The sequence below is a fragment of the Streptomyces sp. TRD_SC_5 genome (genome assembly GCF_056836825.1).
This window is the reverse complement of record NZ_JBWZZS010000001.1, coordinates 5,457,287-5,481,048: the sequence shown is the minus strand read 5'-3', so window position 1 is coordinate 5,481,048 and position 23,762 is coordinate 5,457,287. Positions and strand designations below refer to the sequence as shown.

Annotated in this window: 15 protein-coding genes and 1 pseudogene; 13 read left to right on the top strand and 3 right to left on the bottom strand. The window is 67.6% G+C overall.

The genetic code is table 11. The features are described 5' to 3' along the window. Positions 1-100: 100 nt before the first annotated feature. From eccCa to AC1P0E_RS25160, 13 genes and pseudogenes are all read left to right on the top strand, one after another. Positions 101-4,045, top strand: a complete 3,945-nt coding sequence (gene eccCa, locus AC1P0E_RS25220; protein WP_482744396.1) for a type VII secretion protein EccCa — start codon at positions 101-103, stop codon at positions 4,043-4,045. A 148-nt stretch (positions 4,046-4,193) separates the two neighbouring features. After that, the gene (locus AC1P0E_RS25215; protein WP_482744395.1) at positions 4,194-4,574 is read left to right on the top strand and encodes a hypothetical protein; all 381 of its coding nucleotides are present in this window, start codon (positions 4,194-4,196) and stop codon (positions 4,572-4,574) included. Positions 4,575-4,809: 235 nt separating this feature from the next. Beyond that, positions 4,810-9,225: a toxin glutamine deamidase domain-containing protein gene (locus AC1P0E_RS25210; protein WP_482745893.1), complete on the top strand. Its 4,416-nt coding sequence runs from the start codon at positions 4,810-4,812 to the stop codon at positions 9,223-9,225. A gap of 76 nt (positions 9,226-9,301) precedes the next feature. Continuing rightward, positions 9,302-10,309: a HEAT repeat domain-containing protein gene (locus tag AC1P0E_RS25205; protein WP_482744394.1), complete on the top strand. Its 1,008-nt coding sequence runs from the start codon at positions 9,302-9,304 to the stop codon at positions 10,307-10,309. A 78-nt stretch (positions 10,310-10,387) separates the two neighbouring features. Next, positions 10,388-12,328 (top strand): ATP-binding protein, encoded by a 1,941-nt coding sequence (locus AC1P0E_RS25200; protein WP_482744393.1) that lies wholly within the window; start codon positions 10,388-10,390, stop codon positions 12,326-12,328. Between the two features lie 31 nt (positions 12,329-12,359). Beyond that, positions 12,360-13,676: an SUKH-4 family immunity protein gene (locus AC1P0E_RS25195; protein ID WP_482744392.1), complete on the top strand. Its 1,317-nt coding sequence runs from the start codon at positions 12,360-12,362 to the stop codon at positions 13,674-13,676. A 194-nt stretch (positions 13,677-13,870) separates the two neighbouring features. Continuing rightward, positions 13,871-14,416 (top strand): hypothetical protein, encoded by a 546-nt coding sequence (locus AC1P0E_RS25190; protein ID WP_482744391.1) that lies wholly within the window; start codon positions 13,871-13,873, stop codon positions 14,414-14,416. A gap of 16 nt (positions 14,417-14,432) precedes the next feature. After that, positions 14,433-15,298 (top strand): IS5 family transposase gene (locus tag AC1P0E_RS25185; RefSeq protein ID WP_482745816.1). Its coding sequence is split into 2 segments (ribosomal slippage): positions 14,433-14,810 and positions 14,813-15,298, totalling 864 coding nucleotides; the frame shifts between segments, so codons are not numbered across the junction. Positions 15,299-15,374: 76 nt separating this feature from the next. Further along, positions 15,375-16,421: a hypothetical protein gene (locus tag AC1P0E_RS25180; protein WP_482743426.1), complete on the top strand. Its 1,047-nt coding sequence runs from the start codon at positions 15,375-15,377 to the stop codon at positions 16,419-16,421. 193 nt (positions 16,422-16,614) lie between these two features. Continuing rightward, positions 16,615-16,893 carry a hypothetical protein gene (locus AC1P0E_RS25175; RefSeq protein WP_482744390.1) on the top strand — a complete coding sequence of 93 codons (279 nt, stop codon included), beginning with the start codon at positions 16,615-16,617 and terminating at the stop codon, positions 16,891-16,893. Positions 16,894-17,908: 1,015 nt separating this feature from the next. Continuing rightward, positions 17,909-19,267 carry a hypothetical protein gene (locus AC1P0E_RS25170; protein WP_482744389.1) on the top strand — a complete coding sequence of 453 codons (1,359 nt, stop codon included), beginning with the start codon at positions 17,909-17,911 and terminating at the stop codon, positions 19,265-19,267. After that, entirely contained in the window at positions 19,264-20,799 is a 1,536-nt protein-coding gene (locus AC1P0E_RS25165) for an outer membrane protein assembly factor BamB family protein (RefSeq protein WP_482744388.1), read from the top strand. Before AC1P0E_RS25170 ends, AC1P0E_RS25165 begins: the two co-directional genes overlap by 4 nt. A 47-nt stretch (positions 20,800-20,846) precedes the next feature. Further along, positions 20,847-21,051: pseudogene (locus AC1P0E_RS25160) on the top strand (hypothetical protein); the annotation flags it as partial. A 354-nt stretch (positions 21,052-21,405) separates the two neighbouring features. Here the strand turns inward: AC1P0E_RS25160 and AC1P0E_RS25155 are convergent. From AC1P0E_RS25155 to AC1P0E_RS25145, 3 genes are all read right to left on the bottom strand, one after another. Further along, positions 21,406-21,825, bottom strand: a complete 420-nt coding sequence (locus tag AC1P0E_RS25155) for a hypothetical protein (protein WP_482744387.1) — start codon at positions 21,823-21,825, stop codon at positions 21,406-21,408. A gap of 196 nt (positions 21,826-22,021) precedes the next feature. After that, on the bottom strand, positions 22,022-22,552 hold the full coding sequence (locus AC1P0E_RS25150) for a hypothetical protein (RefSeq protein WP_482744386.1): 531 nt from the start codon (positions 22,550-22,552) through the stop codon (positions 22,022-22,024). Between the two features lie 144 nt (positions 22,553-22,696). After that, entirely contained in the window at positions 22,697-23,752 is a 1,056-nt protein-coding gene (locus AC1P0E_RS25145) for a WXG100 family type VII secretion target (protein WP_482744385.1), read from the bottom strand. Between the last annotated feature and the right edge of the window lie 10 nt (positions 23,753-23,762).

Below are 23,762 nucleotides of genomic sequence, written 5' to 3'. Positions count from 1 at the left end.
GTAACAGTAGGATCAGCGGCTGTGCGTGCCCGTTCTTCGGGCCGGGGGCCCGGGCGTTGTACCCGGGAAGACACAGCAATCGCGAAGGATGAGTGCATCGGTGAGCGTCGTCATCATCAAACGGCAGCCGCGGATCCAGCCGCCTGCTGTCCCGGACGGCGAGGTCAAACTGGAGACGCCGCCCGAGATTCCGCGGGAGAACGACGACGGTGTCCTGATGACCCTGCTGCCGATGATGGGCATGCTGGGTTCCGTCGGCTTCTTCTTCATGCCGAACCTGCCCTCCTACATGCGGGTGGTCGGCGGGCTCATGCTGGCCTCGACCCTCGCCATGGCCATCGCCCAGTTCGCCAAGTCCCGGCAGGGCGGCGGCGCGGGGATGGCGCAGGACCGGCGTGACTACTTCCGCTATCTCGAGCAGGTCCGCAAGGACGTGCACAAGACCGCTGAACTGCAGCGGCGTACACAGCTCTTCCAGCATCCGGACCCGGACCAGCTGTGGGCGCTCGCCGCCGACGGCAAGCGGCTGTGGGAACGGCGCCCGACCGACGCCGACTTCGCGTCCGTGCGCATGGGGCTCGGCAGTCAGCAGCTGGCAACTCCGCTCGCCGCGCCGGAGACCGCTCCCAAGGAGGAGCTGGAACCGCTGACGGCGGCGGCCATGAAGGCGTTCCTCGACGCGCACGGAAGCATCGCCGACCTGCCGGTGTCGGTTTCGCTGCGCGCCTTCTACCACCTGGCCCTGGCCGGAGACAGTGACACCGTCTACGGCAACGCCCGTGCGGTGATCGCCCAGCTCGCGACGCTGCACTCGCCCGAGGACCTGATGGTCGCCGTGGTCGCGCACCCCTCCGCCGCCGCGGACTGGGACTGGATCAAGTGGCTGCCGCACAGCCAGCATCCGAAGGCCAAGGACGGCGCGGGCTCCGCCCGGCTGCTCTTCGACGACCTCGGTGAGCTGGAGGAGGCGCTGGAGGACCAGCTGGCCGACCGGCCGCGCTGGAACCGGGACACGAACCCGGTGTACGACCAGCCGCACCTGATCGTGGTGCTCGACGGCGGGACCGTACCGCCGGACTCCGGGCTCGCCGGCGCGGAGGGACTTCAGGGCGTCACGTTCCTGGAGATCTCCCCCGGGGAGCTGGAGGACGAACTGCGGGGCAATCTGACGGCGTACGTCAAGCCGAACCGCATGCAGTTGTACGTCGGCCACGAGTCGGCGTACAGCGGCAAGCCGGACGTGCTGAGCCAGGAGCAGGCCGACGCGCTGGCACGGCAGCTGGCCGCCTTCCGGGTCGGCACCGCCGAGGAGGGCGAACCCCTCCTGTCGAACCTGGACTTCACGGATCTGATGGGGATCGGCGACGCGGGCTCGGTCGACGTCTCGCGCACCTGGCGTCCGCGCACGCTGCACGAGCGGCTGCGCGTACCGATCGGTGTCGGTGAGAACGGCGAGCCGGTCATGCTCGACCTCAAGGAGGCGTCGCAGGAGGGCATGGGCCCGCACGGCCTGTGTGTCGGAGCGACCGGTTCCGGCAAGTCCGAGGTGCTGCGTACGCTCGTGCTCGGGCTGGCGGTGACGCACTCCTCGGAGACGCTGAACTTCATCCTCGCGGACTTCAAGGGCGGTGCGACCTTCGCCGGCATGGTGGACATGCCGCACACCGCCGCCGTCATCACCAACCTGGCCGACGACCTCACGCTCGTCGACCGTATGCGTGACTCGATCATGGGTGAGATGCAGCGCCGCCAGGAGCTGCTGCGTACAGCCGGCAATTACGCCAACATCCACGACTACGAGAAGGCGCGGGCGGCCGGAGCCGCGCTCGAACCGCTGGCCTCTCTGGTGATCGTGCTGGACGAGTTCTCCGAGCTGCTGACGGCCAAGCCGGACTTCATCGACATGTTCATCCAGATCGGCCGCATCGGCCGTTCGCTGGGTGTGCACCTGCTGCTCGCCTCGCAGCGCCTGGAGGAGGGCAAGCTGCGCGGGCTGGACACGTATCTGTCGTACCGGATCGGTCTGCGTACGTTCTCCGCCGCCGAGTCGCGTACGGCGATCGGTGTGCCGGATGCCTACCACCTGCCGTCGATTCCCGGGTCCGGTTATCTGCGGTACGACACCGACACCATGGTGCGCTTCAAGGCGGCGTACGTGTCGGGCGCCTACCACGGTGAGGGCCCGTCGCGGGTGCACCGCTCGACCCAGCTGCGGCCGGCGAAGTTCACGGCGCAGCACGTGGCGCTTCCGCCGCAGCCGGTGATCGAGGAGCCGGAGGCCGACAACCGGGTGGACGACGCGCTGGCCGACACCGTCCTGGACGTCATCGTCGCCAAGATGGAGAACCAGGGCCCGCCCGCCCACCAGGTGTGGCTGCCGCCGCTGGAGGAGGCGCCTTCGCTGGAGCAGCTGCTGCCGGCGCTGGCGGTCACGCCGGAGCGTGGTCTGACCGCGCCGGAGTACACCGCGCTCGGCCGGCTCAATGTGCCGGTCGGTCTGGTGGACAAGCCGTTCGAGCAGCGGCGTGACGTGCTGTACCGGGACTTCGCGGGCGGGGCGGGCCACGGTCTGTTCATCGGTGGTCCGCAGTCCGGCAAGTCGACTCTGCTGCGTACGCTCATCTCGTCCTTCGCCTTCACGCACACGCCGAGCGAAGTGCAGTTCTACTGCCTGGACTTCGGCGGTGGCGGTCTGATCGCGATGGAGGACCTGGCGCACGTCGGCGGGGTCGCGAACCGGCTCGACGGCGAGAAGGTGCGTCGTACGGTCAGCGAGGTCGAGGGGATTCTCAACGCGCGGGAGGAGTACTTCCGCGCGAACAACGTCGACTCGATCCAGACGTACCGGCAGCGCCGGGCGGCGGGGCTGCTGCCCGATCAGCCGTGGGGTGACGTCTTCCTCGTCGTTGACGGGTGGGCGACGTTCAAGACGGACTACGAGATGCTCGAGGCGTCCATCACCGACATGGCGATGCGCGGGCTCGGCTTCGGCGTACACGTGATCCTGACGGCGAGCCGCTACACCGAGGTGCGGCCGGCGCTCAAGGACATGCTGCAGAACCGCATCGAGCTGCGGCTCGGTGACCCGACGGAGTCGGAGATCGACCGCAAGGTGGCGCAGAACGTGCCTGCCTCCGTCCCGGGTCGTGGCCTGACCACGGACAAGCTGCACTTCATGACCGCGCTGCCGCGGGTCGACGGCTCTTCGGAGACGGAGGACCTGGCGGAGGCCACTTCCGTACTCATCCGGGGCATCAACGAGAACTGGCAGGGCAACCCGGCTCCGGCCGTACGGCTGCTGCCGAGGATCATGGAGGCCGACCGGCTGCCGAAGGGCTTCGAGCACCCGGAGCGCGGTGTCGCCTTCGGTATCGACGAGTCGGCGCTCGCGCCGGTCTTCATCGACTTCGAGACGGACCCGCACTTCATCGTGTTCGGTGAGAGCGAGTCCGGCAAGTCGTCGGTGCTGCGGCTGCTCATCAAGCAGATCACCGAGCGGTACACGCCCGACCAGGCGAAGATCGTCATGGGTGACTACCGGCGCGCGCACCTGGAGGCCGTACCGGACTCGCACCTGTCGCGCTACTGCGCGTCGGCGCCCGCGCTGACGGAGACGCTGGAGGGGCTGGCCGGGTCGCTGAGCCGTCGTATGCCGGGGCCGGATGTCACACCGGAGCAGCTGCGCAACCGGAGCTGGTACAACAGCCCGGACGCGTACGTCATCATCGACGACTACGACCTGGTGGCGACCGGCATGAACCCGCTGTCGCCGCTGGTGGAGTATCTGCCGTACGCCCGTGATGTGGGCCTGCACGTGATCATCGCGCGCTCGGCGGGCGGCGCGAGCCGGTCGCTGTACGAGCCGGTGATGCAGCGTCTGCGGGAGCTCGGGGCGCAGGGTCTCGTGATGTCCGGCGACCGGTCGGAGGGTGCGCTGCTCGGGAACATCTCGCCGTCGCAACTGCCGCCGGGACGTGGGTACTTCCACACGCGTCGACGGAGTGGACAGATGGTGCAGACGGGTTGGCTGCCACCGAGGTTCTGACCTCTGTGCGGCTTGGCTGTACGAACGTGTGGGGGCGGCGCCCGGTTGGGGCGCCGCCCCCACACGTTTTTTCCATGCCTTGGAAGGGGTGTGGTCGGGCGTTAGGCTGACGCTGCGACAGACGTGCGGAGTCCAGGGGGCGGTTGTGATGGCGAACGACACGATGATTACCGACGTTTCGGTTCTCAAGAGCGAAGGCCTCTACATGCTCGAGGTGGCTCAGGACTTCGCTTCGGCCGCCAAGGTGCTGTTCGAGGGGCTGGCCGGCATCGAGGCCGGGTCGGGGAAGACGCCACCGTGGGGTGATGACGAGATGGGCGAGCACTTCGGCGTCGTCTACGAAGGTCTGCGCGACGGCATGAAGGACTCGATGCCAAGCCTCGCGCAACGGCTGGCGGGCATGGGCATGAAGTTCGGCGAGATGGGCGTGCGGCACGAGAAGCACGAGCTCGAAGAGGACGCGAAGTACGCGGCGCTCACGTCTCAGCACGATGCCGGCGCCAACGCCAACGACTTCAAGTCGGTCTGACGCGGGGTCGTTTGTGGGCGGGCCGGTCGGCTGGGCTGGGCGAGGAGCGACCGCCGAACCGGAAGGGTCTCTGGGAACGGGGGACCCTGCAACATGGTTGTGACAGGAACGCCCTCGAGCAGCGCCAGAGGCGGTTAGTAAGCTCTGGGCACTGCCGCACTTCTAGTGACTCCCCTGTCGTTGGGGGAGGTTGTGCGGTGGTTGCCTGACGGGGGTGTGGCGCGCTGTGGCGATAATGTTGCCCGACGAGCTCGAGTGGATCCTGGAGATGCTCGGCTACAAGTGGCCGACAGCCAACGAGGACCTGCTCAGAGACTCCGCCAAGCTGTGGCGCCAGTTCGGTGAGGACGCCCACAAGCTCCGCGTACGGGCGGACACCAGCGCACGGACCGTGATCGCGCACAACGCGGGCGAGTCCATCGACAAGTTCACCACCCGCTACAAGAAGTTCTCCGACGGCTCCGACGGCTACCTCGCCAACGCCTCCGAAGCCGCCTTCATCATCGCGAACGCCTTCGAAACCGCCGCGTTCCTGGTGGAGTTCGCCAAATGGGCGGTCATCGTCCAGCTGATCGCACTGGCCTTCCAGATAGCCTTCGCCGCCGCCACAGCCGTCGTCACCTTCGGCCTCTCCGCCGCCGCCGGAATGGCCGCCACCCAGGTCACCCGTATCGCCGTACGACGCATCATCGACGCACTCAAGGACGCGTTGATGCAGGCCGTCATCGAAATGATGAAGGAACCGGCCGTCTCGGCGGTCCAGGCCATGGTCACCGACCTGGTCACGCAGTCCGTCAACGTCGGCTTCGGCACCCAGGAAGGCTTCGACCTCGGCAAGACGGTCAGGGCCGGCGCACAAGGCGGCTGGGAAGCCATCCAGCAGACGCAGCAGACGTTCACCGAGGGCCTGCGCGACGGTCTCGGCCGGAAGGCCGGCAGCAGCATCCGCGACGGCATCGACAGCGGCTACAACAACAGCTTGGACACCTACAACAACCGCTCCAACCCCACAACGGGTGACAACAGCGGTGACAGCGGCGGCAATCCGGGGAACAACAGCTCCTCGAACAGCTCGAGCTCCCCGAACTCGAACGCGTCCGACTCGAACTCCTCCTCGCCCGACTCCTCGGGCGGCTCGGGCTCCTCGCGCGGCTCGGGCTCCTCGGACTCCTCGGACTCCTCCAGCTCGGACTCGTCGACGACCTCACGTTCGATCCCCAGCACGAGCAACACGAACATCGGCGGTGGCATATCCGCCGGCGGTGACGACCCCGCGAGCTACAGCGCCCCCGACCTCGGAAGTCTTCCCAGCACCGACACGGGAAGCGGCACCCCGGACTCGTCGCCCAGCGCCCCGGACTTCGGGCAGAATCCTTCCTCCTCGAACTCACCCTCGCGGCCGACACTGTCGGACTTCGACGACCCTGCGCCCAGCAATACGTCGCCGTCCCCATCCCCCGCCCCGGACACCAGCAGCAACACACCCAGTGCCGGCAACACCCCCGGCGGATCCTCCTCATCCGGCGGCCTCACCTCACCCACCCCGCAATCGGCTCCCACACCGACGGCAGGCGGGGCACCGTCCTCCACAGGCAGCAGCGGCTCGATCAGCACCTCGGTCGACAGCCTCGCCGCCAACACCCCCACCCAGTCCAACGCCGCCCCGACACCGACCACGGCCGACCCGTCGACCGCGGGCCCGCGCCCGGACGGCAACTCCTCGATGCCGGCCTCGCCCACGCCGCCCTCCACAGCGGACGGCGCGGCGGGCGCACGTACCGGCACGAACACCACCCCGAGCGGCTCCCCGTCCGGCACGAGCGCCACCAGCCCCAACCCCGCACAGGGCCCGCCCAGGACCCCCTCCACCACCCCGGGCACCCCCAACCCCACGGGAACCGGCCCCGCCTCGACGCCGAGCCCGACACCGTCGACACCACCCCGCAGTACGCCGACACCATCGACGGACGGCCGCACTCCAGGGACCCCTGACAGCCGCTCCCCGAACCCGAACCAGCCCGCACCCGGAACTGCACCGGGTCGCACGTCGCACCCGAGCACGCCCAACACCAGCGCACCGGGATCGGCAGACACCCGTACGCCCAACACGAACACGAACACGAACCCGGCCTCGACCACGCCCAACACGAGCCGCCCCGAATCAACCACCCCGAGCCAGGACCCGAGGCAGCCGGCCCCGACCAGGACCACACAGTCGCCCGCCGGCACCCCAGCGGCGACGCCGAGCCCGAACGCCTCGGACTCCAACGCTCCCAGCCGTACGCCCGACAGGGCGTCGACGCCGACCAACAGCATCCCGAGCACTCCAAGCTCACCTGGCACGCCGAACCAGCCCGGAGCCACCCCCACCCCCAGCCCCAGTCCCAGCCCCAATCCGGGCAACAAGCCGCAACAGCCGGGCTCACAGCCCAACACGCCTCAGAACACACAACCAAGCCCGGCGAACACGCCGAACACGCCGAACCAACAGCAGCAACAACAGGTGACGGCGGTCCCCATCCACACCGTGACCCACGCCTCCAACGGCCACACCGCCCAGCCCACCACCCAGACCCCCAGCACCACCCCGCCCACCCAGCAGCAGGGCCAGGACAACAACAAGCCCACCACCCCGACCCCGGCCTCCGCCACCCGCAACACCACACCCCCCGGCGGCGTCACCGACCCCACCCGCGCCGAACAGGACGCCCTCGACAACTCCGTCCCCCGAGACGAAAACGGCGACCCCACCCGCCCACCGGACCCCGACGACGGCCCCTGGGTCCAGAACATCAACGGCGACGGCCCCAACACCCCCGGCCGCAACAACAACTGTGTCGACACCGCCCTGTCCACGGTCGACACATTCGCCGGCAACCCCACGGCCGCGGGCGCGCGCACCCCGGACCTGGATGCGAACGGCAACCCGTCGGACCGCGGCGAGAAGGGCGGCCGCGACCGAATAGAGAACACGCTCGGCGCTCGCTTCAGCGACATGGGCAACGGCCGGGACGCGTTCAACCGCTTGGAGAACACCCTCCGCCAGAGCGGCCACGGCTCGCAGGCCGTGATCATCACGCAGGACGCCAACGGCCGCGCCCACGCGTGGAACGCCGTCAACCACAACGGCAAGATCACGTACATCGACGCGCAGACGGGACGGACCAGCCCCAACCCGCTGCACAGCGGAAACAACGGCGTCTTCGCGATTCCCCTGAACTCGAACCGACAGCCGGTCACACCCGGCGGAGAACGGTCCCGGAGCGATGCCGGCCAGAGCCCGGACCGACGCACCCCTGAGCGACCGGGCAGCGCCGAGCGAAGGCCGGACGCAGAACCTGCCGGGACGGATCCCAACGACAAGAAGGAGAAGAAGTACTCCGATCCCCACGACCGCGGCGAGAGCGACACTTCGGACGAGAGCCGCCGAGTCACCGACGGCGGGCCGGACAGTGATGTCTCGCGCACCCACGAGCAGCCGGAGGATACGAAGGCCAAGGAATACGGCATCGAGCCCGATGCCCTGCAGCAGGAGCTGCGCGACAACCGGGACGTCCACCGAGTCGAACTCGACCGGGTCCACGAGCGCCTCAACCACTGGGCGTCGACAGATCAACTCGCGAACGTCATGCGTGCGACGCTCCCGGGTGATCCGGACACCCCGAGAAGCTTCACCCGGGACCAGCTCACCGAAAACCTCGACGGATTCGACCGTCTTTCGCAAGGAGAGCAGCAGGCAGTCGTGGCTTCGCTGGCCAGGCTCAGCCTCTCCTTCCACGAGGCCCACAGCGTGGGTTCCAATCCGGAGTCGGTCCAGCACCCGTACCGCGGCCCGAACGAGGGCGACGCCGCAGAGGGAACGAAGGACTGGGGCGCCAAGAACTCCGAGAAGTCACTCGGTGTGCTCCTGCATGAAATGGCACGGAACCAGATACTCGAGAGGGCTGCTTTCAAGAACCTTCCCGACGACCAGCGCGAGGAAGTCGCGAAGCACGGGCCCGATTTCAGTGGAAAGAACTTCGCCGTTCTGGAAGTGCAAGGTCCGCCGCCGAAGAACGAAATCACCTACGTCGTGGACTCTTCCGTTCCCGCCAATCAGAACTTGCCGGGAGTCAAACCACGCCACTCCGAGACGCACTTGCTCGACTGGCTCAAACGCGTGGACCCCAAGGGCGAGCTGACACCGCTGGGGCTCTACACCGAGCGTGAACCGTGCGGAAAGGGGCAAGGGCACATGAAGTGCTCCAATACCCTTCAGAACGAACGGTTCAAGGACGTACCGATCCACTACAGCACGACGTACCGGGACGACCCTGAAGGTGTGGCCGAACGCAAGGAGATGTCCAAGGACAAGAAGGCCCTGCTCGCAGAGTTGAAGAAGCTGCCGGAAGACGATGTCAGACAACGCATGACAGATCAGTGGAGCGAGCAGTACAAGGATGATCCGGCGCGACTCCAGAGGGCGCTGAACAGGCTTGGGGACGATCCAGAAAAGGACCTCATAAAAGAAATTGGAAAGGAGCTCGACGCCCAGCGAAAGGAGAACAGGACAGATGAAGAGCGGGCAATCACTGCCGAATTCGATCGGCACGTCGACGTCCTCCAAGAAGTCTGGGGAAAGCTCCATCCGCAGCTGACCACACCCAGCTGACCAGTTTCCGCAAACAAGAGAGTTACCGTTCAGGGGCGGCCCTCAGCCGTCCCGCAGTACAACTAGGCTGTGTCACATGCCCAATACCATCGATACGCTCCTACAAGACCTGTCCAACAGCGATCGCAGCATTCGGCGGGCCGCGGAGGGCGGCTTGGTCGCGCTCGGCGCACAGGCCATCGACAGGTTGCTGCCTCATACGGGCGGCGACGGGTCGTCCACTCTGGGGCGAGGTGCCGAGACCGTCCTGAGCCGCTTGGGCGACGAGGCGTTGCCGCGTCTACGGGAGATCCGCCGTGAGGGTCCCGGGGCTCTGCGCGGCAAGGCCCTCAAGGCCCTCGTTGATCTCGGTGGCGCAGCATCTCTCGACGAGGCCGACCGAAGCGCCGTGGAGCGCCTCATCCGCATCAAGCTCCTGAACGAACTGCCGGTTGAGGTCCCCATGGAAGCCGGCCGCTGGCTGGCCTTCCCCGCGCACCGACTCGACAATGCCGTATCGGCTCTCGGTCTTCACGATCTCCGGCCTGTCACCACCGTCATGGGCGTGGCCGCCGCCACCGAGGCCACCGATTCCGTGGAGTTCCAGGATTCCCGAGGTCAAACGGAGACTGCCTACCGGGTCTTCATCACCCCGGAGTTCGAGACCTGGCATTCAGACCTGGAGTTCAAGAACTGGCGCTTGCTGTGGGGCAATTCGTTCCTGGATGAACTTGATGGCTTCGCCCTGGCCGGAAAACTCAGCGAGCATTGCGCTGAGGCTCACTTCTACGTGATCGATCCTTACAACGACTCCGAAGTCTGGTATATCGCCCGCAACGGCCAGCGGGTGCGCAGCTACGGCACCTATGACAACCCGCAGTTCGCGGGAGAACCCCTGCCCTTCGAGGTCAGCTACCGGGAAGACGCGGTGGACGACGAGGCCGAGGAGTACGCCGAGGGCGTCCCCTACGCCAGCACGGCCGCCGACAACCTCTCGGTGGAACCAGGCCCCATGCTCGCGGAGAGCACACGCGGCCACGGCTGGCTCGCCACCACTCACCCCGAGGCTCCCAACGCACGCTTCAAAGGCGCCCTGCCCGTCTGATGCCCGTACCACCGAAGCGCACCGGCCCATAGCCTGCGGCCCTTCATACACGTCCGTACCAGTGGAGGACGGAACTCCATGACCGATGCAACCGACGGCTACGCCCTGCATCCCCACATAGGTGGCCGCACCAACGCCCTGCGGGCACTTGCCGCCTGGCGCATGGAGTGGCCCGGGGCGCCGCGGGTGGTGGCCCTGACCGGAGATTCCGGCAGCGGTCGCTCCCGACTGCTCACTGGCTTTCTGATGCTCTGCGACCCCGACTTCCGCGAGCACCTCCTCCTCGACCGGCTCGATCCTTCGACCGTCCCTCCCGAGCTGCCCGCCCCTTCCGCGACGAACGCCTCCGGGCTGACCGCAGCACAGTTCCTCTGGGCTCTCGCCGACCACTACGGCCTGGGAGTCGAGCGCGTCGAGGACATTCATCCGGCACTGGCAGGCCTCGGCGAACCCGTGCCACTCGTCGTCCTCGATGTGGACCGGGCGGGCCCGGTGCGGTCCGCGGACGAGCCGACCACTCTTGTGCGGGAGGTGCTCAAGCCGCTGGCCGCTCTTGATCCGGTACGGCTCCTGGTCGAACTGTCACGACCGCTCGCCACCGAACTGGCCGAGAGCCTGCCCCCCGGTGTCGTACAGATCATGGATCTCGACGATCACCAGTGGGCCGACCCCGAAGCTCTCGTACGGCAGGCCGAAGCGATCCTGAGCCCACGGTTCGGCGCGCCCGAGCTGCCCTTCACCGTCCAACCCGAGATCCGGCACTCGCTGGCCGCAGCCATCGCCCGCCGGGCGGACACCAGTCCCCTGGTCGTCCAACTCGGCGTCCAGAGCATCCTCACCGCACCCGAGGGGTTCGACCCTACCGACCAGGAATGGCTGCCGACGTCCGTCTCCTCGGCTCTCGAATGGCACAGCAGGCGTCTGGGCGCCGACCCGGGGACCCTGTTCACGCTCCTCGCTCCGTTGGCATTGGCCGAAGGCCACGGAATCCCCGTCGATCTGTGGCCTCGGCTCGTGAGCGCGGTCGCGGGGCGGGACATGACAGAGGCCGTCACGTCCGGAATGCTGCTCGTCGGTCCGTTCGTAACGCCGGTCGAGGACCCTGACGTTGCCTCTGGACAGCGCACCCTGCTACGTCTCACGCACCCCGCGATCGGTGAAGCGGTCCGCGCAGCCCTGCCGCAGGAGCATGCCGCCCAGGCCCAGATCGCCATGGCGCTCCTCGAAGCCGTGCCCGAGCAGGACTGGAGCATGGCAGATCCCTATGTACGTGATCACATCGCCGGACATGCCCTCGGCGCAGGTCTGCTGCCTCAGCTCCTCACCGATCCCGGACTCTTCGTATACGCGTCACCCATTCCGCTGCGTGCCGCCATCGAGGCGGTGCCGTCGGACTCTCTCGGTGCTCCGGCACGCACTTATCTGCGAACCGCCGCGCTGCTGACCCGTAACGAGCTGTCCCAGCTGGGGCGCGCCGCGATGCTGGAGACCGCTTTCGTGGAGGACGGCCTGCACGAGTACGCCGCAGCCCTGCACAGGCTGGGTTTCGATCTTCCCTGGCAGACCTTGTGGAGCCTGCCCGTAGCCGACATCAGTGAGGTGACGGTCGCTGAGCTGCCCACGGCCGAAGGAGACCAGCGCCCAGTCGCGGTCCTTGTCGTTTCCGCAGACACGCCGGGAGCCCATGCAGTAGAAGGCGTGGAGGACAGCACTGATGCGCAGCGGCGTGGACTGCTCGTGCATGACCTGTTGCGGCCACAAGTTCTCAGTGCGGCAGATCCGGCACAGATCGTGCGCCCGACCGAGGAGGAGAGGAACGCCGCTCCCCTCGGCCTGAGCCGGGGCGCGGACTATGTCCGTGTCTGGGATCGCACCTCCGGGGGTGCCGTTGCCACGCTGATCTCCGACATCGCCGTGACGGACACCGATGTCTCCCCCGGCGGCATCCTGCTTGTCGCGACCGAACGCGGGGCGAAGGCCCTGCGCATTCCGGCACAGGCCCGGGCGATAGCCTCCTAATCCCGTCCCCGACCACGTGAAGGAGTCCCGTGTGACCACTCAGGAGCAGGCGCTCGCCACCGCCGACCGTTGGCTCAACCCCGAAGACTCGGGGGACCGCCGCGAGGTCAAGATGCGGGAGTTCGACCTGGGCTGGGTCGTGTGGGCCGCACCCGCCCCACTGGAGCGCGACCCCGAGACCGGGCAGCGGCGGCCGCCCGCCGAGATCGGGGACGCGTGCGGGGTGGTGGACCGGCGTACCGGTGAGCTGACGGTCTGGCCTTCGGTTCCGGTCGACGAGGTCGTACGGATGTACCGGCAAAAGCACGGCGACGCCCCCGCCTCGGCTGAGAGCACCCGTCCGGTCACCGGCCCTGGCAACACCTCCGTCTTCACTTACACCGACCCGGCCACCGGCGAGGAAACAACCCTCTTCCGCAACTCCGGCCCCGGCCTCCCGCCGTCCGAGTACCAGGTGACGGCCGAGCTGCGGCGGATGGGCGTGCCCAGCGAGAACGTCCTCGCGATCCACACCGACCTGCGCCCCAGCCTGCTCCCCGGCGGCTACACGGCCGAACTCCTCAACACCTTCCGGAACGCTGAGCTCTCCTGCACCCAGACGTACGGCGGCTGCCCCGAGGCCCGCGCGGAGGGCATCGCCGCGCTGATCCAGCACGTCGAGATGATGCACCAGGTGGCCAGCCGGCAGCCCCCGCCCCGCCCCCACCGCATTCCTGTCCCCACGAACGTGCCCCCCGCCGAGCCCCTGCGAGACGTAGCCCTCGGCCGCCACCTCACCGACGTCTTCGGCTCCGACGGCGTCCGCCGCTACGACGCCGACGACCTCGCGGCCAGCCAACTTCCCGAGGACATCCAGTCGTTGCTGACGTGGGCCGGGCTCCCCGTCGACCTGCCTCTGTTCTTCACCGCGGACCGGCCCGACGCTCCCCCGGCGGGTGGCCTGTTCACCGACGTGGCCACGAATCTGCGGGAGCGCCGCAGCCCAGCAGGCGAGGAGAAGATCGGCGCGCTCGCGCACCTGACCCGCATCGGCTGGGACGGCGTCGCCGTCCTCGCCGTACAGTGCCTGCCCGGCTCAACGGAACCCAACGGCCTCGGCGCGGTCTGGGCGATCGACCCGGTCACCGCGTCGGCCCGCTACGTGAACATCTCGGCCGGCGCGTACGTCCGCTCCCTCGCCCTGCTCGCCACCGTCCGGGAGCAGATGCAGGGGCTCGACCCGGTGGCAGCGGGTGCGGCGGTGGCGGAGCTGCAGGAGCAGTTGGTCGCCATTGACGCTTCGGCGCTGGCGAACCCGGACACCTGGTGGTCGCTGATCGTCGAGCAGATGTGGCACGGGCTGTTCTGAGAAGCCCCACACGTCGACCGCCACCTCCCCCATGCTCCACGACGGCCAACCGGCCCATCCGCGAACCGGAGGACAGGCAGGGATGACTACGCAAGTGACGCGGCACGAGGTGCCTGTCCGGCTACATCCCGAAATACTTGCTCGAAGGCGGCCGCGTCGGCGACTTCCCTACCTGAGCGCCGCGAGGGACGAAGATGATCAGGATTCCGCGTCATGGATTCCCCACGGGGGCGCTGCCCCAAGTGCTGAAGGTGCTCGCGCGAAGGCTGGAGGGAGAGCTCGAGGACCTCAAGGAGAACCCCGAGTGGTTCTCCATGGCCCTGGGCTCTGCGACCACCGCCCTCGACAGGCGCTGCTCGAGGGATCCCAAAGCTGACAAGCTGGAGACCTGGGAAGCCTGTGTCACCGCGATGCAGATCGGCCACGCCCTCTGTATGATCCCCGGCGCCCCACCCTCCACCCCCGCCCAAGCTGTGGACATCGTCCGCAGCCGCTACGCCCAGCCCAAGCTGCCTGACGGCACCCCCGCCGAACTCAAGGTCCACGAGTTCGACATCGGCTACCTGGTGTACGCCGTCTTCCCGCCCCGCACCGACGCCGCCGGCCGCCCACAGCCCTCCCCGCCGGGCGGAGCCAAGCTCGTGGTGTCGAAGGAGACCGGCGAATCCGTCACCGTCCCCAACTACCCGGCCGAGCAGGCCATCGCGCTCTACCGCAAGAACCTCGAGCGCAACGCCTAGGCGGTTTCGTTTGGATCTGTCAGTCGTTGGTCCGGGTGTGCCGTTGACTGATGCGCAGTGGGCGCGGATCGAACCGTTGCTCCCGGACCGGACGCCGAAGCGGGGTGGCCGCTGGCGGGACCACCGTGAGGTAATCGACGCGATCGCCTTCAAGTTCCAGACCGGAACTCAGTGGGTGCACCTGCCGGAGAAGTACGGCAATTGGCGGGGCGTCTACAACCGCCTTCGGATGTGGGCCCTCGATGGCACCTGGGAGCGGGTGTTCACGGCGCTGATGGCCCAAGCCGACGCCGATAATGAGCTTGACTGGGTCGTCTCGGTGGACTCCACAATCGTGCGCGCTCATCAGCACGCCGCTGGGGCCCGCAAAAGGGGGCCCCAGCGGCCGAGCCGCACGACCACGCCATCGGCCGGTCGCGCGGGGGACTTACAACGAAGGTCCATCTTGCTGCCGACGGCCGTTGCCGTCCCCTCGGGTTCGTCCTAACCGGCGGCCAAGCGGGCGACGCACCCACCTTCATGGACGTCATGGCCGGCCTGCGTGTACCGCGTCGCCGCGGACGGCCCCGAACCAGGCCGGACGTAGTCCTGGCCGACAAGGCGTATTCCTCCCGCGCGATCCGCGACCACCTGAGCAAGCGCGGCATCCGTGTGGTGATCCCCGTGCCGGCGGATCAACGTGGTCATCGGCTGCGGCGGGGCAGTCGGGGCGGGAGACCGCCGGCGTTCGACCGCGAGACCTACAAACAGCGCAACACCGTCGAACGGTGCATCAACCGTCTGAAGCAGTGGCGCGGCATCGCCACGCGCTACGAGAAGACCGCGACCATCTACCTGGCCGGACTCCATATCGCCGGCATCTTCCTCTGGTCCGCCTGCTGACTCAGGGAAGCTGTGCAGTGTCAGCTGACGTGGCTCGGTACACCCATTGCCAGACGCTGCTGGCAGCATCACCGCTATGAACGCCATATTTACAACCCCGCCGCGGCCGTTCGACATCACCGCGCTCTTTCCTCAGCTGGCCCCGCTGGCGCGCACGGCGACCCGGCTGCACCCGCGCCCCGGGTCGCCGACCGTGCACGACAGCTCCGTCGGCGGGCCGCTCCTGTGGCCCGCCGACGAGCCGTGGCCGTACTGCGACGAGCCGCACGACAGCGGCGCGGCGCCGGTGGTCCACTCCCCGGATGACGTCCGGCTACTCCGCCACGACCGCGCCGCAGCGGCCGAGCGGCGGCGCCTCGACCCCGAGGCACCCCAGTGGACTCCCGAGGAACGAGCTACCTGGGAGCGGCTCGCGGACCGCCCGTGGTTCGACGGCCCGATCCCCCTCCTCCCCGTCGCCCAGCTCTACGCCCGTGACGTCCCCTTCCCGTGCCCGTCCGACGCGGACCTCCTCCAGGTCCTGTGGTGCCCCTTCGACCACGCGGAACATGCCAGCCCCAAAACCGCACTGTTCTGGCGCTCCTCCGCAACCGTCAAGGACGTCCTCGAGATACCACCCGAGCCGCCCATCGTCCAGCGCGACTGCTACCTCCCTCAGCCGTGCCTGTTCTCACCGGAGCAGGTCACCGAGTACCCCCACCCCTCGGACCTGGACGAGGAACTTCAGGACCAGGTGGACGACATGAGCCGCTGGGAGTCTATCGACCCCGCGCGGTACAACACGTACGCGGACGACCCGGGCGAGCTCTACCTGAACAACCTCTCCACCGCCCCCGGCTGGAAGACCGGCGGCTGGACCCGCTGGAGCCTCACCGACCCCAAGCCCCGCCCCTGCCCCGAGTGCGGCACCGAGCAGGTCCCGCTCCTCACCATCGCCTCCTCGGAATGGGACGGCGGCAGCGAGACCTGGATCGCCGAGGAGGAACCGGCGAACCCGGCCCCGCCTCCCCTGGGCGCCCGGGGCGGCAACTTCACCTTGATCGACATCGTCGGCGGCTACAACCTCCAGCTCCACGTCTGCCCGGTGGACCCGTCCCACCCTCATATCGAGCTGATCCAGTGAGCCCTTGCGGAAGTCCCCCGCCGACGCGCACGCCACAATCGGCACCGCGATCGACTCTCCAGGCAGCAGCCTTGGCCAACCACCAGATGATCCAAACGACGCGCCCTAGCTGTCGCCCGACATCCGGCCCTGGCGCCTGACGCCCGGCGACGAGCCTTCAGCCCCTGCCCCGGCACCCGCGAGGGCCATAACCATGACCGCCCCGACCGACGGCTACGCACCCCATCCCCACATAGGCGGCCGCATCACCGTGCTGCGCGCTCTCCCGCCTGGCGGATGGAGTGGCCGGGTGCGCCGGCGCGTCATCGTGCTCACCGGCAGCCCGGGCAGCGGGCGTTCGCACCTGGTCACCGGGTTCCTGATGCTGTGCGACACCCGGAGTTCCGCAAGCGTCTTCCGCTGGCCGACCTCGACCCGTCGACCGTGGGGCCCGAGCTCCCCGCACCCGCAGTGCCAAGTGCGGCAGGGCTGACCGCTGCACAGGTCGGATGTGTACGCCGAACTGGCCGCCCTCGACCGGACCGTGACCGTCGTCGTGCCGGAGGTCGACCGCGCAGGCCCGGTACGTACCACAGGCGAGCCGGCCCGCCTCGTACAGGAAGTACTCAAGCCGCTCGCCACCACGGAAACTATCCGGCTCCTTGCCAAGGAACCGCGTGAGCTCACCGCGAGCCTCGCTGAAGGGTTGCCGCCCGGCACCGCGCAGATCACCGACCTCGACGACCCGCAGGGGGCCGCGGCCCGCAGGATCTGCTGCTGCAGGCAGAGGCCCTGCTCAGCCCTGAGCACGGGGCGCCGGATCTGCCTTTCACCACCGGCCCGACAGAGCATCCTGGCGAGTCCAGCAGGCTTCGTACCCATAGACGAGAGCCAACTGCCCACATCCCTGCGCGAGGCACTCGACCTGCTGCGCAGTGAAAGGTCCGGTGGGCAGTTGTCCGCCGGACCTTGTTCTTGGAGGAGCTGCTTACCGCGTTTGTCTGCCCGAGGCCGAAGAGTTCATGAGCCCTGGTCTCTCGGGTCGGCCGAAGTGGCTTGTCTGGCCCGCGCATCCGCGGTCCACCTCGGGATCTGGCCTACGCAGCGCCGAACGCGACCAATCACAGTTTCTGCACGAAGTCCTACGGGGGCTGGGGCGGCCTCGCGTTAGCGAAGCCCATAAGGTGTTGTGTGACTAACGGGGAGAGTGGTCCGGAGGGTGCGAGTCTCGCTCAACATGAGCTTGCATACGTAACTCCGTAGCGAGTCGGCCGAGATGCCGGCTCGCCTTTGCGTGCGGCCAGGCCGCGTTACGCGCTCCCTCACTAGGTGAATTGTGCGAGAGGGAAGCTATGTCTTATTCGGCGCCGCCCGGCGGTCCGGGCCCAGCGGGTCCATACGGTGCACCGGGTCAGCAGCCCGTTGGTCCTTATGGCGCACCGCCCCAGCAGCCCGGGTGGTACCCGCCTGTGCCGCCACCGCCCAACGCCCAGGGTGGCGGTAAGGGTTTGAAGACGGCCGTCATCGGGCTCTCGGTCCTGGCGCTGGTGGCTGTGCTCGGTGTCGGCGGGTTTGCCTTGTACAAAGAGGTTGGTGGGGGTTCCCTGCCGGGTGCCGAAGGGTCGGGGGACGGCTCCGAACAGGTGCTGAGCCAAGATGACATAACCACTTTGCTCAACGGTCGCACCCAGGCGCTGAAGAGCGGTGACGAGGACGAGTACCTCGCTCCCTTCGGCGGCAAGGCGAAGGAGAAACAGCGCAAGATATTCCGCAATCTGCGCAAGGTGCCTTTCGCCGAGGCCAAGTACATGGTCCTCCAGCAGACGGGCGACGGTTCGGATGAATACGGCTCCGATGTGAAGCTCGCTCTCGATGTCGCCTTCGTCCACCAGATCAAGGGCGTTGATGTACGCCCGGTTTCCGAGTGGTACCGGTGGGAGGTGGAACGGGACTCCAAGGAAGCGGAGCCGCGCATCACCGGCGTGGGCGGTTCGCCGTCCGCGTTTGGTATGGCCTCGGCGGTCTACTATCCGGCCCCCTGGGACCTTTACGACGACATGTACGTCAAGCGTGCAGAGCACACGGTCACGATCGCGGCGAAGAAGAATGCTGCCGCTGCGAGTCGCTACGCGCCGATCATCGAGCAGGGCGCGAAGACCGATCTGGAACTGTGGAAGTCGAAGGGCCCTTCCGTTCCGAATACCCCGGAGGGCTTCCTCGTCGTCGTCGAACCTGACCGGAAGACGTACACGAAGCTTTACAACAATGGTGGCCTGGACGTTGGCTGGGATGCCGGGCAGAGCGTGCCGATGCCGGCCTTCAATGAGGGTTACGGCGGCAACAAGGAGGACAGGCTCGAATTCGGCGGCGCGCGCATCAAGATGGACGCCTCGTCAGGGCGCTTCACTTCTCCTGCGTGGAGGCGCGGCGTTGCGGATATTTCGCGTCATGAAATCGCGCATGCTCTCGTACAGCCACAAGACAGCGGATCCTACTCCTACGCTGAAGACAAAACCCTCCGTACGTGGGTTGTCGAAGGATTCGCGGAATACGTCGCGAACCGATTCGACCGGGAGTTGGGGGATCAGGGCGTCCGGGATGCACTGGCAGGCCAGGACTTCGACGGAGAGCTGCCCGGAAGCGACTTCGACAGTGACGCCAATCCGGTCAGCATGAACTACGCCCTCAGCTACCTCGCCATCCGGTTCTTGGCCGAGAAGGGCGGTGAAGAGGCGGCCTTCGAGTTCGTTGTCGCCCATTACAAGACGCCCGGGGAACTCGACCAGCAGCTACGGAAGGCCGTGGGTATGGGCGAGAGTGAATTCCAGACCGCGTGGGCCCAGTACGTCAGGAGCAACAGCCGATGAGCACGAACGGACCCGTGCCGGGCACCGGCCCCTATGGGCAGCAGCCGCCCATGCCACCGCAGGCTCCCGTGCCGCCTCAGCAGCAGTCGTCTGTGCCGCAGCCGGGATACGGCTATCCGCAGCAACAGCACGCGTCGGCACCGCAGCAGGGCTATGGCTATGGCTTTCAGCAGCAGCCGATGGCGCCCCAGCCCCAGCAGGGCTATGGCTATCAGCAGCAGTTCCCCGGGGCACCCATTCCGGCAGCGCCGCCGCGTAAGAATAAGAGCGGCCTGATCGTGCTGCTGGTTCTCGCGCTGGTCGTACTCGGTGGGGCGGGCGGCGCCGCGTGGTACGTGCTGGCGGGTGCTCCCACCGAGCCGTTGTGGAGCGTGGAGGGGAAACCGCAACAGGGCTCGGGTACGGGCCAGTCGGAGGTGGACGGCACTTGGTTCACCGAAAAGGCCGTGGTCCAGACCGCGTCCGATGGGGTGAAGGCCTATGGACGCGACACAGGTAAGAAGCTGTGGGCCACAGCGCTGCCCGGCGCTGGTAATGAAGCATGCCTCGCTCCCTCCGTCTCTGATGGCGGCATCGGGATCGTTGCCTATGGTGCCTCGGGTGTGGGTGGGGCCCCGGGCGACTGCAACAACGTTGCCGCGTTCGACCTCAACTCCGGCAAGGAACTGTGGCACCGAGGCTTCGCCGGCAAGGAGCTGAGCGTGGCTCGCACCGGTGAGGTGGTGGTGGTCGGTAGCAAGAAGGGGCAGGTAGCACTGAAGGCAGCCGACGGCTCGGTGGCCTGGGATGTGAAGAAGCCGCTGACGGACGATTGCGGCACGGGCGCGTTCACCGGTGGCAAGAACCTGATCAGCCAGGTGTCGTGCAGCGCGGGAGATCCGCTTGAGGGCAACGAGAAGAAGTGGACCCAGGTATCGCTGATCGACCCTGCCACGGGCAAGGCTGAGTGGACGAAGAGGTTTGGTGAGGATGAAGTCGATGTCGTCCTCAGCAGTTCCCCGCTTGTGATCAGCGGATACGAGGGCGGCTTCGCACTCGACGAGAACACAGGTGAAAGGCGAGGCACGTTCCCGAAGCTGGAGGAGAAGTACCTTTTCCACCTTGGGGACAACGGCGGCCCGTCCCACGAGGCCGCAGGGTTCGGAAACATCTTCGTCATGGAGGTATCCGAACGTGACGCGCCGGGCGAGGACAATGCGTTGGTTGCCTACGACTTGGACAGCGGCAAGGAGCTGTGGAAGTCAGAGGCTTCAGAGGCGATTCACTTCACTCCGCTGAGGGGCACCGGTAGCGAGCGACCGCTGGTGTATGTCACTCAGGCCTTGCAGAAACCGAAGCTGGTGGAGTTCGACCCCAAGGATGGTGCGATGAAGACAGTCGCCGAGTATCCCGAAGAGGTCTACAAGGAAATGAGCGTCTGGAGTCGGCCGTATTGGAACAAGGGGACGCTCTACGTCTCCGGAACCGGCAGCACCGTCGGCTTCAGCAGTAAGGCGTACACACTCATCGCGTTGCCGACGACCGATTCCTAGGTGCTGTGACCGCATAGGTTCGCCGGGATGGCGGTCGTGGCGGTGCGGTGACGTCCGTTCCGACCGCTGGAGGCGCGGCGGCTGAGCCTGGCCGTGTGCGCAGACTGACCGACCAGGAGGGGCAGCGGCTGCAGCAGATCGTGCGCCGGGGCAGCACCAGCTCGGTGCGCTACCGGCGGGCGATGATGCTGCCGGCCTCGGCCGACGGGAACCTGGGTGCCGGTGATCGCCCAGCCCGTGCAGGCCGATGAGTCATGCACGGGGACACCGGCAACGTCGATGTCCATGACCCGAACGGCTGGGACCACGCCGCTGGTTACGGTGGCTGGGCGATGTCCTCCCTGCCTCAGCTGGCGGGACTTCTGGCAGCACATCTTCGAGCAGCTGAGGGACGACTCGGTCTCAGCGACGACCAGGAGTAACGAGGACAGGTAGCGGCCATGCACACGGCCGATCGGCGCGCCCGCCACCGCCTCTCCCCCCACAGCCGGCCGACCATGCCAGGGGGCACAAGGTGTGCGGGCTGCGGCAGCCTGCCCGAGGCGGGTTCGGCCGCCGCCCCAAGGCCTTCGGCGTACGCACCTGAACCGCACGGGAGTGGCGGGCTCAGTAGAGCGAGAATCCGCCGCTGTGGCGCCCCTGGCTCTTCTTCGGGGGCTGCGAAGGCTGTCCCTCCGAGCGCTTCGGTTCGGACGGGTCCGCGGCAGCTCCATCACTCGCGGGCGTCTCCCCCTGCCTGATCTGCTCGCGCTCCTCCTCGGAGAGCGATTCCCACTGCCCGCGCAGGGAGGCCATGCCGCTGCCCAGGACGCGTGCGGCCGAGGGGTCGTCCAGGGCGTCGCGCAGGGGGACGCGGCCGGAAAGCAAGTTCCTTGCCGTGTCCTGCAGTTCCTTGCTGCCGCCGCCGTTGTCCATGAGCTTGCGCAACGCGGAATTCAGTGAGCGGACCTGCTCCGGCTCGAGCGCTTCGTCCAACACGCCGCGGTCGGTGTTGGGGCCGTTGGGGTTCTGGGGTTGCTGGGCCATCTCGCTTCTCCTCGCCTCTCGTCACCCCAAGTATCTCCCGTCACCCGAAGTCGGTGCAGAGACGGTCGGAGGTTGGTGGCTGCATGCCGTCGCACTCGCCCGACAGCACGAAGCTCCCGATGACGCGGCCGGCCTTCGCGGGCAGCCGTCCAACAGGAGCTTCGCCGCCGCGCCGGAAGGGGCAGCGACGCAGTTACTATTGGTTCCGCACGATCACCGGTCCGTGGCCGCCGGGCAGCGCGAGGACACCACCGCGGGCAAGGTCGCCCGCGAACCAGGCGCCCCTCTCCATCTCCCCCGTCCAGCGCCTCCACCGGAACGGGGCTCGCGCGGACATCGTCGAAGTCCAGTCGTCGTCACCCTCGCCGGTCTTGACCTGTACGGCGACGGCCCCGCGAACCTTGGCCTTCGGATGTTTGCGCACCGAGGTGAGGTACTCCCACGGGCGAACGCGCAACACGGTCTCAATTGTGCGCAGATACCGCAGAGAGATTGCGGAGAGCGCCAACGGCCGCAGGAGCACGAGCACGAGGATGACGGCGGCCGCACCAACCGGCGCGGGAGCGTCGTCGCTGATCGTCGCCGCCACGACGAGCGAGACCACCCACGCAACGGTCCACACAGCAAAGCGGACGAGGGCCCGCCGCCAGGACTGCCGCAACGCCTCCCGCGTTCCCGGATCGTCGAAGGCGCAGGTCGTGAGGGGCACTTGGACGTCGTACGTCATTGGCATTCGTTCCCTAAGCTCGCTGCAAAGATCGTCAACGCTAGCAGGACGATCAGCAACGCAGGCGACAGGCGGAGTGCGGTGCCCGTCAGTTCAACCTGCGGGACGAACTACGGCCCTACGACGAGCGGGGACGGCTCCCGCTCATCCAAAGTCATCCCTGATGTCACGCTGTCCCGCGGAAGGTTCCCGCACAGGCCCGGCGCCCGCTCCGCCACGAGTTGGCCGCGCCGGGGCGGGGACCGCAGGGGGAACGGCAGGGGTGCCCGCCGACTGCAGCCGATGGCGCGCCATGGCTCCCATCCCTACTCCGCCCAGACCGCCGACGCCGCCACCCGCGGCATTGACCACGGCGTTCTTCATCCACTCGGGCTTCTCACTGCCGGTGACCCGGGAGACTCCGTCAACGGCGGCTCCGCCTCCGACATTGCCCACTACGCCACCCGCCGCGTTTTGCGAGGCGCGCTTCCCGAATTCACTCATCCCACGGCTTCGCAACAGGGCCGTTGCCCCTCCTGCCCCGGCCGTCCCCAACGGCGTACCGGCAAGAGACGCCACGCCGCCCTGCCAGGTCGCTTCGTAAAAGCCGGCGCCATGGACGCCCTCGCCCGTCGCAGCCGAACTGACGGTCGCGATAGTGGTATTCCCTGCCCAATTGACACCGAATTCCACCAGCAGCTTTGTCAGCTTCGTCGACCGCTGATATGCGCGCATGGCTGCCGCAACGCGGCTCAACAGCCGACCGAGCCGCTCGGAGAGACTAATGGCTTGCCCGGCCAGCCTGGCCACGTTCGTAGCCGCGGCGGCGCTTCCGAGGCCGAGCGTGACGAAGGAAAGAGCCACTCCGACGCCGATCGAGACGCCAATCTCGATGTAGATGTCGTGGATCTCCGAGTTGACCTGCTCGATGGAATCGGCGGCTTCATCAAGCTGCTCGGCGATGTCGTCGTACTGCGTCGTCGACCGCTCGACTTCCGCCTTGACCTCGCGCCAATGCTCCTTGAACGCTTCGGCAGCAGGACCGCGCCAGGTGTCCCCCACCACGTCCTCGACGTTCTTGTCGAGGGCCTTGAGTAACCCCGTGACGCCCACGGTCTCGGCCCGCAGCCGCCGCCACGCCTTGGCTGCCTGCCTGATCCCCTCCGGGTCACCACCCGGATTCACAAGCTCGATGCCAAGCTCTACGAGCTCCTCGCCCACCGACTCGGTT